The organism is Maribacter sp. 1_MG-2023 (assembly GCF_030547005.1).
Taxonomy (GTDB): domain Bacteria; phylum Bacteroidota; class Bacteroidia; order Flavobacteriales; family Flavobacteriaceae; genus Maribacter.
Genome location: NZ_JAUOPN010000001.1, coordinates 644,463 through 657,452 on the forward strand (window position 1 = coordinate 644,463; position 12,990 = coordinate 657,452).

A 12,990-nucleotide genomic window follows, 5' to 3' on the forward strand; every position below is an offset into this window, starting at 1 on the left:
ATTTGTAAGTTAATAAATGTTATCCTTTAAATATTTGATTTTAGAAGTCTGTAAGGTGATAAGCATTCTATGCTAATCCTTAGTAACATCTGAACTCTTAAATTCTACACTTTTAGTTTCTAGATATACCCAAATTTCTGTCATATTTCCTGAGTCAGATAATGCATTAAAATCAGATTGAGAAAGGCAATAGGTAAGAAAACCATTGACGTTCGATTCTGGTATGTCAAAATTTTCTGCTATTGTTCGTTTTGAAAACTTATAAATGATTTCTTTTTCTAAATTCATGTTTTCATCGCGCTTCACCATTTCTTCTAATGATTTGGTTCTGCCAGAAACTTTATTCATGATTTTATGGGTATTTACCTTGACACTTAAACCAACGTAACTCAATATTTCATTTAGCTTACCGAACTCATCCATAGTTCGTAGACTTACATATTTTCCTCTATCAGCCTCTTGTAACAGCCTTTCACTTTGGGTCATTTTGGTGACATCTGCATTTTGTAGCCCTAAGGAATACGATGTTACCGTGGGTTCTATTTGTAACCTATCTATATCTCTGTCAATCTCACCGGTTAAATTATAGGGGGTAACTGTAACTTCATTTAAATCAATAATATTATCAATGAGTTGTATGGTAATTAAGTTACTATTCATGTGAGATTCGCTAATTACTATTTCTTTTGGTAGGTATTGCACCGCAGTAATACGTACCGTGTCTTTTAACTTCACCTCAATAGAAAATAAACCTAGGGAGTCTGTTATGGTAGATCTTTTAGAATTGAGATTAACGATTAATACGTTAGAGACATCATTTTTAGTACTTGAAACCTTACCCTTTATTAGAGTAGAATTGTCTTGACCAAACCCTAAAAAGGAAGCTAGTACTGCTACAAGTAAGAATATTAAATGCTTAGGCAATGGTTGTGTTTGTGCTAAAAATACTACGCCTTTATTTAAAAAATGAAAAGATTAAGTTAAAACAGGAATACTGATTATTAATATTTTAGAATTGCTTAAGGTGTTTAATAAGCAGGAAATGAGAAATAAACACGATGGGCACAATACAGATTGGTAAAAAACAATATGGAAATTGAAAAAGTGCCACATTTGGTTGGTAAAACGCAAATTGCTGAATTGGTAGCGGAGAAGATAATATGGCAATTATAACTATGACTGAAAGAAACAATAGCCCAATTACATTCCAAAATAAAAAATATGATTTTGCTAAATTCTTGTTTTTTACGGATTGATAAATTAAAATAACAACGGCAGAAAGCCCGATTAAAATATCAAAATTCCAACCGGTAAAAGTCATTATTTCGGGAATTTGACCTTTAAGAAAAAGTTGATACAGGCATAATTCTACTGGTATTCTTACAATATGTATTCCTAGCAAGTAGTTTGTGTTTAGATTTTTAATTGAAACCATCTTGAACCCCAAAATGGATAGTAGGGTAGTGGCAATGATTGCTACTGGGAATAATAGTGGATTTTCTTTAAAGACTTCAAAATATGACAAAAGCCCTATTACAATCTGCCAAGCAATAAAAATAGTCACTACCCTTAAGTTTTTTCCTGTTCCGGTATAAAACAAGAATAAGGTCAAAAGGGTAATGAGTAAGAATATTGCTCGTAACATCATATACTATTATCTACCAAATTGCTTTAAATGGTGATCGGTATGCTTGTAAACAAATATGCCAATTTCGTCATTGGTCATTTTTCCGAAGAACGGATGAATAAAATTAGAGCTTGAATAACCGTTGTAATCATTTAATAAACCAATCCATTTTTCTTTCTCATTATTAAAATTTCCGGTTCCAGATATTTTTAATTCCGGATGCGTAGGCTGATTTTTTTTCATTGGAAGTTCGTTCTTCATAATTCCCTTCAATGCCATTCCACCAAATAATCTGCCAATAAATAGCCTTTTATACTCTTTTTTGCCTTGAAATAATTCTTCGCCCAGCGTACAATGTTTTAGCATTTGATATGGGTCCATTTTGCCCCATTGAGCATTGTCAGATTCTTTCAAAGTTTGAACGCGCTGAATTAATTCGCTGTTAGTGTTCTTATCAAATATTGTTTTCATAAAGTGGTTTTATAGTATTTGCCTATAGAATAGCTGTGGTTATAAAGACAAATATATGTGGCACTTTCCACTAAAAAGTTGCCCTATGACAAAAACAGACTTTATGATGCTATTTCTTTACGAATGCGGCTTAATGAATACTTGGTAATGCCTAAATATGTAGCAATATGTTGTAGTGAAACGTTTTTTATTATATGAGGTTTCTCTTGAACCAATCGTAAATAGCGTTCTTTTGCTTCATCTGCAATGAACGATACCCGCTGATTTTTAAGTGCAAAATAACTACCCACCAATTTTTTACGCCCTTGCTCCCTAAAAGGTTCAATGCTATGAAATAGTTGTTGAAATGTATCAAAGTCTAATTGCCAGCAAACAACGTCAGTCAAGGCCTGAATATTTTCTCTCGTAGGATTACGAAGAAAAAAGGAAGACCAGTCTATTGCGATTTCGCCTTGCCCATAAAAATCTGTAGTAATATCGTTGCCTTTGGTGTCATTGACAAAGGAACGCGCAAAACCGCTTTCTATAAACCAGTAGTGGTTTTCAGTTTTACCTTCTTTTAAGAGAAAGTCATTTTTACGAAAGCTTACCTTTTTGAATTTTGGAATAATGATTTTCAGTTCGCTTTCTGAAAAAGTAGTAGGGGAGAATATATTTTTTAGGAAGTGCTCGGTTTGCATTATAAATGGTGGTTTTTAAAATAAATTAATGCTGACTAATTTATTTCTAAACTACTTATAATTTGCTTCTGACTAATTACTTACCTCATATTATTTTGTTGGCTTTCAGTTTAAAATGCTATTGCCCATTCTTAATTCGCTCAATACCTTCTTGATACGTGGTAACCGAAAAATCTGGGAATCTATTTTTAAACTTGGTAGAAACGAAAATGTTATCGCTCTTATACCTTGGTAGCAATTCTTGTAATTCTTTCATTTGTGTTTTGAAAACACCACCTATTTTAAAAGTAATTTTAGGTACAACGGTATATGAAAATTGTTTGCCGTAAATCTTAGAGCTCAACGCTATAAGCTGCTCATAGGTTAATCGGTTATCATCGCAGGGTAGGTGCCAGGTTTGATTAAAGGCATTTGGCGTGTTGCCTATTAGAGCCATTGCCTTGCTGGCATCTGGTGTCCATATTAATGTTCTTAAAGTCGCATCACTAATAAATACTTTTAATTTTTTGCCTTGCTTTATATTATCAAAAATGATGGCGTTGGTGATACTCTGCGTTTTTCCAGGACCATAAAATTCTGGGGCTCTGCAAATGACTGCTTCTAAATTATTTGCAGCCATTTCATCTAAAAGCATGGTAGTAATTTCAGCCCTTACTTTTCCTTTTTGTCCCACAGGTGCAAATTCGCTCTCTTCGGTTAATGGAGTTTCATTTTGCGCATACATATAGGTGTTGTCAAAGAACACCAATTTCGTATGGTGCTTTTTGCAAGCATCGATAACATTACGCATCATTATAGGGAATTGGTCTACCCACATTTTAGAGTTCATCGGTAGACCAACAGTTAGGTAGGCAATTTCACTTCCTTTTACAGCTTCTTCGGTTTTTTACTTGTCTAATAAATTGGCAGAAAAAAGCGTGTCGGTATCGTTTACTTTCTTCGGATTTCGACTAACGAGCCTTATGTTAGAAGTATAATTTTTTTTTAATTCTTTCGCTAGTTCAATTGCGATTTGACCGTTAGCACCAAGTATAGTTTGCATCTAACTATTTATTGCTTTCTGATCCAGTACTGGGTTCTTCCTAAAAGCGAAAAACCTAAATAACCTCTCACTTTCAATTTGTTAGGTTCTTCCAGCTCTAAATAACACTTATATTCTTTACCATTTTCTGGATCTAGAATTGTACCGTCGTTATATTCATCACCATCTTTCTTAATATCTTCGATGATAACTAGACCTCTTATCTTTTGTCCTTTTTTAGAGCCTTTACAATTATCGCAAACTTTGTCTGCATCACTTTTATAGCTATTAACTATTTTGGCGAAATACGTGTCGTTGGTTTTATAGATTTCAATGAGTGCTTTTTTCTCGTTTGTTTCCTCATCGAAGGTTTCCCATTGACCTGTAATTGTTTGTCCGTAGCTAATAAAGCTTACTGTCATTAGTAATATGAAGAATAAATTTTTCATGTTTGTACGCTATTTTATATTGTTAATCGATTTATTACCCACTTTTGTTATCGAACTGCTGAATAAAAGGGAGTAAAAAATAAAGATACTATTTCTACAAATACTCATAGAGCTTGAATATGTATTGCATTAAAAATTCAACTAGAATTTCAAGAGTTTATAAGATTTATGCAACACGATTTCAGTTGATTATACTAAGTAAAGAGTACGTTCATTTTTTTTAATTTCTTAACCAACAACCAACAACCAACAACCAACAACCAACAACCAACAACTAAGCACTAACCACTTGTTTTTTCTTACGCTTCTCTTTAAAATACGCTTTGTTAGCTATGTAAATTGTTTTTCTAACCTCACAAAACACTTGGGTTTTCTCTTTATTGGTGAGCTGCGTGGTTTTAATAACATCAACTTCTTTCTTTTCGGCTACTTGTGCTCTGATTTCTGCAAGCTCTTCCTTAGAAAAATTAAAGTCAGCATATAGATTTTCTTTTGCCGCTTTTTTAACTCTATCTAAATCGGTATAAGCAGTATGGTTTTCGCAATTAAAAAGAAGTCTAAAAGCTTCATATGCCTTTACATAATTTTTTGTATCAAAGTAATGTGTATTGGCAATAGCCGTTACTAATAAAGCATTGTTTGGATAAATTTCTAACCACTTTTCTACTTCAGGGTAATACTTTTCGTAAAAATCTAGTTTATCCGTTATTTTAAAATGATTTTTTTCATTTCTAATAATATTAAATAGCAGCCCTAGTAATTGTGGGTTTTTATCTAGCTTTTTAGCATCATACATTTCTTTTAGTTTGATGCCGTATTGCAATCGATAACCATCTTCGCTATCAAAAGACCAAGTGTAATGTGTTAGTAGAATTTCTTCTGCAATCTTATAATTTTCTTTTTCTAAATGTTTTAAGCCCACAAAGCCATTGTTATAAAAAAATGGATATTTTTTATAAGCTTTATACCATAGGTCTAAGGCAACAACTGTTTGCTTATTATTATTATTATTATTATTATGCTTTAAAAGGGCTAATTTATCTAGTAACTCACTTTCTTTTTCATCCTTTATATAAGGTTTCTTATAAAGAGTTTGGATTTCTACCAATTGCTCCTCAATAACTTCGGCAGCTTTATCTGGCATTGAAAGTGAATCATTATATACCCAGAAAAGCCAATCATAACCAACCATTTTATCTTGTTTAAATTGGTCGTTTTCTATTATAAAAGTTGCGTCTTCTAAAATTTGAGATGTGTTTTCAAAAATATCAGTATTTAAACGCATACGCAGCGTTAGCATATCAATATCAAAAGGGTTTTGTTTTAATATTTCTTTTATAATTGCCAAAGCCTCAAAACCTAGTTCTTGCTGATTAGCATCTTAGTTATCTAACTTACCTAGTATGTTCTCTAATTCCTTATTCATAAGCTACTAATTAATCTCATATATTAATACACATCTAATCCCGAAAAATATATTTCTGTTATAGCGGTATCATCGTATTTATCACCTTTGTAAACACTTATGATTTCAAACCTTATTGTATCTCCTGATTCTATTTCTTTATTATAAGATTTGAATGTGTTACCATTCTCATCTTTGTATTTATACGAACTTGTTCCATCGTCATTAGAGCCGCGGTATGTTATTTCAAAACCTATTGTTGGTATTTCAAAAACCTGCTCTGCATACACATCTTTAAGATTTAAAATGGCAAACTCTGTATTGTTTACACATACTTTTAATTGCCTTACACGAGAGTTATTTTTCCAAGTAGTCTTGTCTTTGATATATCCATTTGCAATCTTAATAGTTGTAATACGTGGATGCTGCGCAGGGAAGTTAAATTCAACAGATTCACCAATGCCATCTCCTTTTACACCTTCTACCCAAGCAGTAGCATAACTTAAGTCGCTTATACTGGTATGATTGTAGTTGTTATTTTCTTGTGGACTTAGGGCAGAAGAAACACTACAGAATGGAATTTGTTTATCTAGCTTGTGAATGTTATAACCTTCATCCGTCCAATTATCACCGCAAACAATACTCCACATGTCTTCACATGCTTCACTGTAACCTAAGGCTTCACATTTGCTTGTCAATTTATTTCTTTCGTCTTCATCATAATTGTTCCAAACGGTAATATCTATGAATAATGCTTCACATGTAGACCATAATTCTTTTTTCTCTTCAAAATTATATTCTGCTTCTATTTTAGGCTCAAGAGTAGGTGACTCTTGAGTAAACACTGATATTTGAACGATAAAGTATATCGAGAAAAAAAGTAGTTTGGATAATTTCATTACTATTTGGTCTTAAGAATGGCTTTTTTGAAAAAGTGATTTTTAATTTTCTTCCTTTATTTTACCATTTTTCAATATATGTAGCAGTGGTTTAGCATTTTCTTTTATAAGATCGATTTTGTAAAATTCTTTATCACGATTAATTGTCGTATCCCTAAAAAAACCACCTGTACTAATGTATCTGGTTATTGCTTTTTTATCGGATTCATGTAAAGGTTCTCGTATTCTTTCTTTTCCTTCACTAATTATTTTATCTCCTTCGACTACTAATGGTTCTTTAGCTAAACGCTGTCTCATATAATAAAAACGATTATTATCCATTAAAAATTCATTATACCCTTTTGTGACTGGTCCTGAGTATAGTTCTACTGTATTATAAGTAGGAGTTTCACGTATTTGACTGGCAGTAAGATTTACTTTTATATTTTTTACGGTTGCTATGTTGTACTTAAGTAAAATTTCGTCAAAACTACCTGTACTTTGAGGGTTTGTAACCCATTCTTCATCAACCTTAAAAAACACTTTTTCTCTGTGATGCTCTGGGCTAATGTAATTAAATGAAATGGTGTCTTTTAATTGGTCATTGTGCCTTGCATATATAACATAAGGTTGCACTAATTCTTTGCTGGGCATTAATTTTAGTTCATTCCCATTAATGCTATAAGTACCATAAACTTCTAAATCTACGCTACCAAAAATGGCGTAGTAATGAAATAGATTATTGTCTAACAGGTATAGTTTAGTAGGCATTTCCATTTCAGATAAGTCATAAAAACCTTCTAAAGTTTTGTTGTTATTGGTAGCCTTTTCCTGTAGCTGTTGCCCAGCCATAATTTGTAGACTTAAGAAGTATATAACTAGTACGTAATTCATGTATATGTAATAATTGAATTTGCGTTTGTAACTTGATAGTGTTGAAAATGGTATGTACCAATAACAAATAAAGCTGAATAAAATTATTCAGCCTTATTCTTACTTATAGTAAATGGTTAGTATGTATTTTCTTAAAAATCAATGTCATCACTTAAGTTTGCGCTCTGACCTTGGTACATTTCATTAAAGTGTGCCTCCCACTTTTCAGTTAATCTTCCTTGTTTTTTCATAAGTTTCTGAATTTTACCAGAATTAAGATCTTCTTGCATGACTTTTTGAATTCGCCCTCCCCAATGCATACCTAGTTGAGAAAACTCTGTAATAGAAATACCGTACTCTTCTTGAAAATCAATATCGATACCTACATCTTGAGCAATAGCAAAATGTCTTTCCATTTTAATGTGGTCGCTCCATTTTGGATATTTTGCAAGTGCTACTTCCGGACCTTCGGCACCGCCTTCAGCATTGGCAAACTTACCTTGTTTCGGATTCATAAAGACTTCACCAAAAAACTTCATATCGTCATGGCTTAATTCTGCCATTTTACCATTCCATTGGTTTTTAGTGTCTTCCCAAACTGGCAATTCTATACCTAGAATTTCACAAATTTTTTCTGTAGGCATACCTGCTGCCATATTTGCTGATGCACAGGCATAGTCTCTAAAAGTTACTCCGTTAATTTCCATTATTTGGTTAGTTTTAATTGTTATTTAAATCGCTCCTTTTTTTATTATCATAGAAAAAGAGGTTCATTTTTACGCTTACATCGTGTTCAATCGTTTCTTGGTATTCTGGCAAAAAGGTGGCTCTTTCTGTAAAATAATTTGTCCAGAATGCATTTTCTTTAATTTCCCAGTTATCATAGGCTTTTGCCAATGGGGCTTTATCATCCCCTTTATTTAAACCGCGAAAGCTTTGACAATGCGCTTTGGCTGTATTTTTTTCATCCCACTCTTGCAACACTTTGTGTTTCGCTATATTATCGACAACCCAACGTATCTCTGTAATCTTATCACTTGGTACAAAAGTGTTTACTGTATTACAATAGCCACAGCTTACATAATGTGATCTAAAAATATCTTTCTTCACTTCTAGCTTACCACTGCATTGCGAGCAATGAAAATCTTCATTTAATAATTGAATAGCATGGTTGTAAAATTCTTGCGCAATTTTACCTTCTAGTTCAATTTCAAAACGTTCTATTCGTCTGCTAAAAGAATATGATAATTCTGAGCCTTTTTGGTCTTGATCAATAATATCCCATCGTTCAACATAATCTAAAATTTGGGGTTGTACTTTATCATCGAACGTTTTCTCTATTTTATCGCCTAAACCTTCTAGCTGAGATTTAATTCCGCTCCAAGCAGTCATATTTGCAGACATGTCATAGTTATTTGCTTCTAAATTGTCTATTACAGCTTCTTCTGCATGTACTAAAGACTCGTTGAAACGTGTTTCCATTTTTGCTAGAAATGCATCCCACTTCTCAACCAAGGCAAGGTATTCTGGCTGGTTTTTTCTTTCTTCTTTACTATCTTTCTTAGAAAATCCAAACATTATATATCGGTTTTAATCTCGTTGTCTAAATCCATGAACTTAAAGTCACAATAATCGCAAGTAGTTAAATTGGTGTCTTTAGGTCTTGCAGCGCCACAATTTTCGCATTTACGAGAACTGGTTTCTGAAGTAGCATTCGTTCCCCAATCTTTTTGGGTTTCGTTAGCATTTTTTACAATCTTTTTAAAAGGATTTGACATATTTGTATAAATATATCGTATTGTAATGTCCAAGATTGTACCGAGTTGACAAACGTGGTAGTTTAGTTTGTATTCGATACTTTTGATTGCTATAAGTTGAGCAATAGAAGAGTGTTGCCGATATTTATACTGGTATTGTAGTTGGTTATTATAATACTTTAACTCTAGTAGTATTTTCCTTCTTCACATTTATTTCTATCCCAATGTTGTTTTAGAAAAGCATTAAAACTTGGCTTTTGTTCTAAATTTGAACTGGTTTCAAGTTCGCCGCCATAGGCATTTTCATTACCGCACATAAGCATGGTTTCGCCTCTAAAGGCATATTTTGTATTTTCTTCGAACATGATTATTTTCATGATACCAGGATCCATTCCTCCACGGCACATAGATACGTAAGGCATAGCTATTTCAGTAATGCCGTCATGGTCCAAATCTGTAATGGTGGTTGCTTTTGGTGCAAAGCCTATAAACCAATCTACCCCAAAACATTCTATATAATCATATACCCGCCATTGCCTCTTGTACTCTTGTTGAGTTTTGCTTTTCACAAATAAATAAGCATATAATTCAGCTTTGTCTTGAAGCATGTAATCTGTACTATCCTTTTCATAGTCCATCCAAGTGAAATTGCCCGTTACCGTTTGTATTAGAATATTTTGACCATTGGCATCTTTCCATTTTAACGCTTCCACAACGGTGCCTTTAAAATCTAATGATTTTGGAATTTCATTATAATTAAGGCTATCAATTTTTATTTTTTGGCTTGAGTTCTCCTTATCCCAAATGCCCAACCAAATATCTGGTTCTAATGTTCTAAATTTTTCTTTGTTTTCTTTATTTTGTGCAAAGGAGAAGCTGGTTACTATTAGGAATAAGAGGGCTGTAAAGGTTTTCATTTTTTCTGTTAAAAGGAGATTGTATTTTGTTGGTTGAGTAGCTCAATTGACTTGGATGTTAAATGGAAAAATTAATTTAAATATTTTACTTTTTTCATCCTTTTGGGTAATGATAAACTTAAAAATTGTATCCATTTTATCTGTTTATTCTTTTAAAGTGATTTAAGTTCTCGTTGTAAGTTCTGTTTAGCTTGTGTTTCAAACTTATTGTAAAAAAAGTCGGTTTTAAAAATTCTGTCCATCGACAAAAAATGATTGAGAACTTTTTTACGCCCAGGATTATAAATGAATGCGGGATAGATAGCATATTCCTTTTTAACATTTTTGTAGTATAGAGTGTATGTTTCCCAACTTTGACCTAATACGGAAAGGTCGGCATCTGTAAAATAGTTAGTGTCGCTGTCGATTGATTTATGGTGCGATTTGGTAGCTAAAATTTGCTCTTTGCATTGTTCAATAAGGTTGCTAGAAACAGAAACTTCCTTCATACGTTTTTCGGCGAGTTCAGCACTTTTTTCTTCGTTGTCCGACTTTGTAGAATTGTAAATTATGTCGTGGTAATAGAGTGTAAATAAGGTGGTTTCCCAGTTCTTTATCTCTCCCTTTACAATAGTTAGCTGAGATTATAAATTGTCAAGATGTTGTAATGTATGATAATGTTTTTTTTTGCCAGAGTAGTTTTTCTCTATTTCTGTCCATAGTACATTTATCAAACTTTTATCGTCTGTATAATTTTTTAGAAGTTCTATAAATGTTTCTTTTAGCATTAGAGTCCTTTAATAACACCCAGCACAAAATCATGCACAGTAGCATATATACCCAAGAAAGATACAATTTTCATCTAAAGCCAACATAGCTAGTAGATTAAAAATCAATCGAAGAAAACAAATGGCAACTAGTTATGAAGTCGCAATAGGTACAGGTATTTCATAAACCTGCAATTGAAAATAGGGTAGGGCAGCTAGTAGATGATCAAAGATATCTGCCATTACATACTCGTAGTTCTCCCAACGTTTATCTGAGCTAAAGGCATATACTTCTAACGGAATACCTTGAGGTGTTGGTGCTAATTGACGCACCATTAAAGTCATACCTTTATTTACAGCAGAATGACTTTGTAGATAGTCGTTTACATATTTTCTGAACACGCCAATATTCGTCAAATTTCTACCGTTTATAGCTAGCTCTTTGTCAATGTTATTTGCTGTGTTATAGGTGTTGATCTGTTCTGCTCGTGTATTTAAATATGGCTGAATTAATTGAATCTTTTGAAACTCTTCAATATCGGCATCCGACAGAAATCGAATGCTCTTTTGACTAATGATCAGGGCACGTTTTATACGCCTTCCGCCAGATTCTTGCATTCCGCGCCAATTTTTAAAAGAATCTGATATCAACGCATAGGTTGGTATTGTGGTAATCGTATTATCAAAATTTTGGACTTTTACAGTTGCAAGAGTTATTTCGACCACATTACCATCGGCACCGAATTTGTCAAAACTGATCCAATCACCAATACGAACCATATCATTGATGCTCACTTGTATACTTGCCACAAGACCAAGAATAGAATCTTTAAAAATTAACAATATCACTGCAGATCCGGCTCCTAGAGCAGTAAAAAACTTCCAAACCTGTATTTCTGTTATTATTGCGAATATGGTAAAAATACCTACGACCCATGCAAAAATCATGAATACCTGTATGTAACTATCCATAGGTTTATCTCTAAACCTTGATTTGGTCTTTAAAAAATCATTTATACTTCGAAATATATTTTTTACTAGGTAAAGGGCAAGAATTACAAATAGTACATTTAAAAATTTTAAGACCATTTGTGCGGCATAATCAAAACCAATAAAACCAAAGGGCACAAGTTCTACTAATATGCTTAAGGGTATAATATGGGCAACATACCTTGGCACTCTATTAGCTACTAGAAAATTATCAAAATTAGTTTTAGATTTTCGAGCTAGTTTAAGCGATACTGACCGCAGTATTTTCCAAATTATAAGATCTAAAAAATAAGCAACTACTAGGGCGATAACTAATAAAATGGCAAGGTTCAAATACGATGCCGCGGTTTCATTTAGGCCGCTTTCTACAAGGTAGTTATATAATAATCTGTGAAAATCGTCGTTCATAGTCCTTGATCATTTTTGCGGTACAAAGGTACGATATACAACAGCTAGAAACGACGAATATAAACTTAAATGGCTTATTTGGCGTTTAGTGCCAATACTGGTAGGTGGGCATAGTAACCCATTTTGCTCAGCGATAGTTTACCAAAACCAAGTCGCTCCCAAAATGAAGGTTTTTTATCTATATAACTAATCATGTTAGATTCCCTAATCTCTACGTAACAGCTTAGGGCAATAGCCATATTTACATTTCGTAGCGAATTAAACTTATGCGCTACATCTTTAAGCTGATTGCGAATAAAAACTTTATTTCTTTTTTGATTAAAGGTTAATTTATGGGAAGCTGTTAGACTTAGTACTTGTATGCTGGCATTACTTAATTTGGCAATATCTACCAGGTACTTTATTTCAGACGCTTTAATTTTGGTATTGAAATTAGTACTTAACACAATTTCTTTTAGGTAATTAAAATCTACCCTTGTTGGAAGGAACAGAATTGGACATTTTTTTAAATATCAAGAGTTTATCAATCGTACTACTTTCCTTTTTAGTTTGTATTTCTCATACAAATTTATTCAATAAGGTCTGTTCTTCAATTAAAAAATCTTGCTTGGTATAAGTACCGGAAGGATAACCGACCAATACTTCACCTTCTATCTTATTAAAGACTTTAATTTTAGAAACTAAAGTGACCATATCAGGAATAAAATCATCTGTCTGCACTTGGTATTCGCCTGTTTTTAAAAAAACTTCAGTAACATTTTCAAACTG

The 12,990-nt window shown here is 32.8% G+C and carries 16 protein-coding genes and 1 pseudogene; all 17 read right to left on the reverse strand.

What is annotated here, in order from left to right:
- Positions 1-72 precede the first annotated feature (72 nt).
- Complete coding sequence (locus Q4500_RS02830; RefSeq protein ID WP_303598228.1) at positions 73-924, reverse strand: hypothetical protein; 852 nt, start codon at positions 922-924, stop codon at positions 73-75.
- 85 nt (positions 925-1,009) lie between these two features.
- Entirely contained in the window at positions 1,010-1,600 is a 591-nt protein-coding gene (locus Q4500_RS02835) for a hypothetical protein (protein ID WP_303598229.1), read from the reverse strand.
- A gap of 54 nt (positions 1,601-1,654) precedes the next feature.
- Positions 1,655-2,098 carry a DUF1569 domain-containing protein gene (locus Q4500_RS02840; protein ID WP_303598230.1) on the reverse strand — a complete coding sequence of 148 codons (444 nt, stop codon included), beginning with the start codon at positions 2,096-2,098 and terminating at the stop codon, positions 1,655-1,657.
- A 101-nt stretch (positions 2,099-2,199) separates the two neighbouring features.
- Positions 2,200-2,778 (reverse strand): Crp/Fnr family transcriptional regulator, encoded by a 579-nt coding sequence (locus Q4500_RS02845; protein ID WP_303598231.1) that lies wholly within the window; start codon positions 2,776-2,778, stop codon positions 2,200-2,202.
- Between the two features lie 118 nt (positions 2,779-2,896).
- Positions 2,897-3,820 (reverse strand): annotated as a pseudogene (locus Q4500_RS02850) (NAD-dependent epimerase/dehydratase family protein).
- Positions 3,821-3,828: 8 nt separating this feature from the next.
- A complete protein-coding gene (locus tag Q4500_RS02855) occupies positions 3,829-4,248 on the reverse strand; it encodes a DUF2147 domain-containing protein (protein ID WP_299319885.1) in 420 nt (139 codons plus the stop codon).
- 274 nt (positions 4,249-4,522) lie between these two features.
- Positions 4,523-5,596: a hypothetical protein gene (locus Q4500_RS02860; protein WP_303598232.1), complete on the reverse strand. Its 1,074-nt coding sequence runs from the start codon at positions 5,594-5,596 to the stop codon at positions 4,523-4,525.
- A 101-nt stretch (positions 5,597-5,697) separates the two neighbouring features.
- A complete protein-coding gene (locus Q4500_RS02865; protein WP_303598233.1) occupies positions 5,698-6,552 on the reverse strand; it encodes a hypothetical protein in 855 nt (284 codons plus the stop codon).
- A gap of 42 nt (positions 6,553-6,594) precedes the next feature.
- The gene (locus tag Q4500_RS02870; RefSeq protein ID WP_303598234.1) at positions 6,595-7,425 is read right to left on the reverse strand and encodes a hypothetical protein; all 831 of its coding nucleotides are present in this window, start codon (positions 7,423-7,425) and stop codon (positions 6,595-6,597) included.
- Between the two features lie 131 nt (positions 7,426-7,556).
- Complete coding sequence (locus tag Q4500_RS02875; RefSeq protein ID WP_303598235.1) at positions 7,557-8,111, reverse strand: DUF6620 family protein; 555 nt, start codon at positions 8,109-8,111, stop codon at positions 7,557-7,559.
- 13 nt (positions 8,112-8,124) lie between these two features.
- The gene (locus Q4500_RS02880; protein ID WP_303598236.1) at positions 8,125-8,982 is read right to left on the reverse strand and encodes a hypothetical protein; all 858 of its coding nucleotides are present in this window, start codon (positions 8,980-8,982) and stop codon (positions 8,125-8,127) included.
- Positions 8,982-9,182, reverse strand: coding sequence for a hypothetical protein (locus tag Q4500_RS02885; RefSeq protein WP_303598237.1), 201 nt, complete (start codon positions 9,180-9,182; stop codon positions 8,982-8,984). The genes Q4500_RS02880 and Q4500_RS02885 overlap by 1 nt, the downstream gene beginning before the upstream one ends.
- Before the next feature lie 164 nt (positions 9,183-9,346).
- Positions 9,347-10,078, reverse strand: coding sequence for a M949_RS01915 family surface polysaccharide biosynthesis protein (locus tag Q4500_RS02890; RefSeq protein WP_303598238.1), 732 nt, complete (start codon positions 10,076-10,078; stop codon positions 9,347-9,349).
- A 152-nt stretch (positions 10,079-10,230) separates the two neighbouring features.
- Positions 10,231-10,566 carry a hypothetical protein gene (locus Q4500_RS02895; protein WP_303598239.1) on the reverse strand — a complete coding sequence of 112 codons (336 nt, stop codon included), beginning with the start codon at positions 10,564-10,566 and terminating at the stop codon, positions 10,231-10,233.
- Between the two features lie 411 nt (positions 10,567-10,977).
- Positions 10,978-12,222 carry a mechanosensitive ion channel family protein gene (locus tag Q4500_RS02900; protein ID WP_303598240.1) on the reverse strand — a complete coding sequence of 415 codons (1,245 nt, stop codon included), beginning with the start codon at positions 12,220-12,222 and terminating at the stop codon, positions 10,978-10,980.
- Between the two features lie 74 nt (positions 12,223-12,296).
- Positions 12,297-12,668, reverse strand: a complete 372-nt coding sequence (locus Q4500_RS02905) for a hypothetical protein (protein WP_303598241.1) — start codon at positions 12,666-12,668, stop codon at positions 12,297-12,299.
- 112 nt (positions 12,669-12,780) lie between these two features.
- A complete protein-coding gene (locus Q4500_RS02910) occupies positions 12,781-12,942 on the reverse strand; it encodes a hypothetical protein (protein ID WP_303598242.1) in 162 nt (53 codons plus the stop codon).
- Positions 12,943-12,990: the final 48 nt, after the last annotated feature.

Excerpts from the sequence above, each read along its gene's own strand:
- Q4500_RS02870 (WP_303598234.1), bottom strand. The coding sequence starts at position 7,425 with ATGAATTACGTACTAGTTATATACTTCTTAAGTCTACAAATTATGGCT.
- Q4500_RS02875 (WP_303598235.1), bottom strand. The coding sequence starts at position 8,111 with ATGGAAATTAACGGAGTAACTTTTAGAGACTATGCCTGTGCATCAGCA.
- Q4500_RS02845 (WP_303598231.1), bottom strand. The coding sequence starts at position 2,778 with ATGCAAACCGAGCACTTCCTAAAAAATATATTCTCCCCTACTACTTTT.
- Q4500_RS02880 (WP_303598236.1), bottom strand. The coding sequence starts at position 8,982 with ATGTTTGGATTTTCTAAGAAAGATAGTAAAGAAGAAAGAAAAAACCAG.
- Q4500_RS02885 (WP_303598237.1), bottom strand. The coding sequence starts at position 9,182 with ATGTCAAATCCTTTTAAAAAGATTGTAAAAAATGCTAACGAAACCCAA.
- Q4500_RS02890 (WP_303598238.1), bottom strand. The coding sequence starts at position 10,078 with ATGAAAACCTTTACAGCCCTCTTATTCCTAATAGTAACCAGCTTCTCC.
- Q4500_RS02840 (WP_303598230.1), bottom strand. The coding sequence starts at position 2,098 with ATGAAAACAATATTTGATAAGAACACTAACAGCGAATTAATTCAGCGC.
- Q4500_RS02855 (WP_299319885.1), bottom strand. The coding sequence starts at position 4,248 with ATGAAAAATTTATTCTTCATATTACTAATGACAGTAAGCTTTATTAGC.
- Q4500_RS02895 (WP_303598239.1), bottom strand. The coding sequence starts at position 10,566 with ATGAAGGAAGTTTCTGTTTCTAGCAACCTTATTGAACAATGCAAAGAG.
- Q4500_RS02900 (WP_303598240.1), bottom strand. The coding sequence starts at position 12,222 with ATGAACGACGATTTTCACAGATTATTATATAACTACCTTGTAGAAAGC.
- Q4500_RS02865 (WP_303598233.1), bottom strand. The coding sequence starts at position 6,552 with ATGAAATTATCCAAACTACTTTTTTTCTCGATATACTTTATCGTTCAA.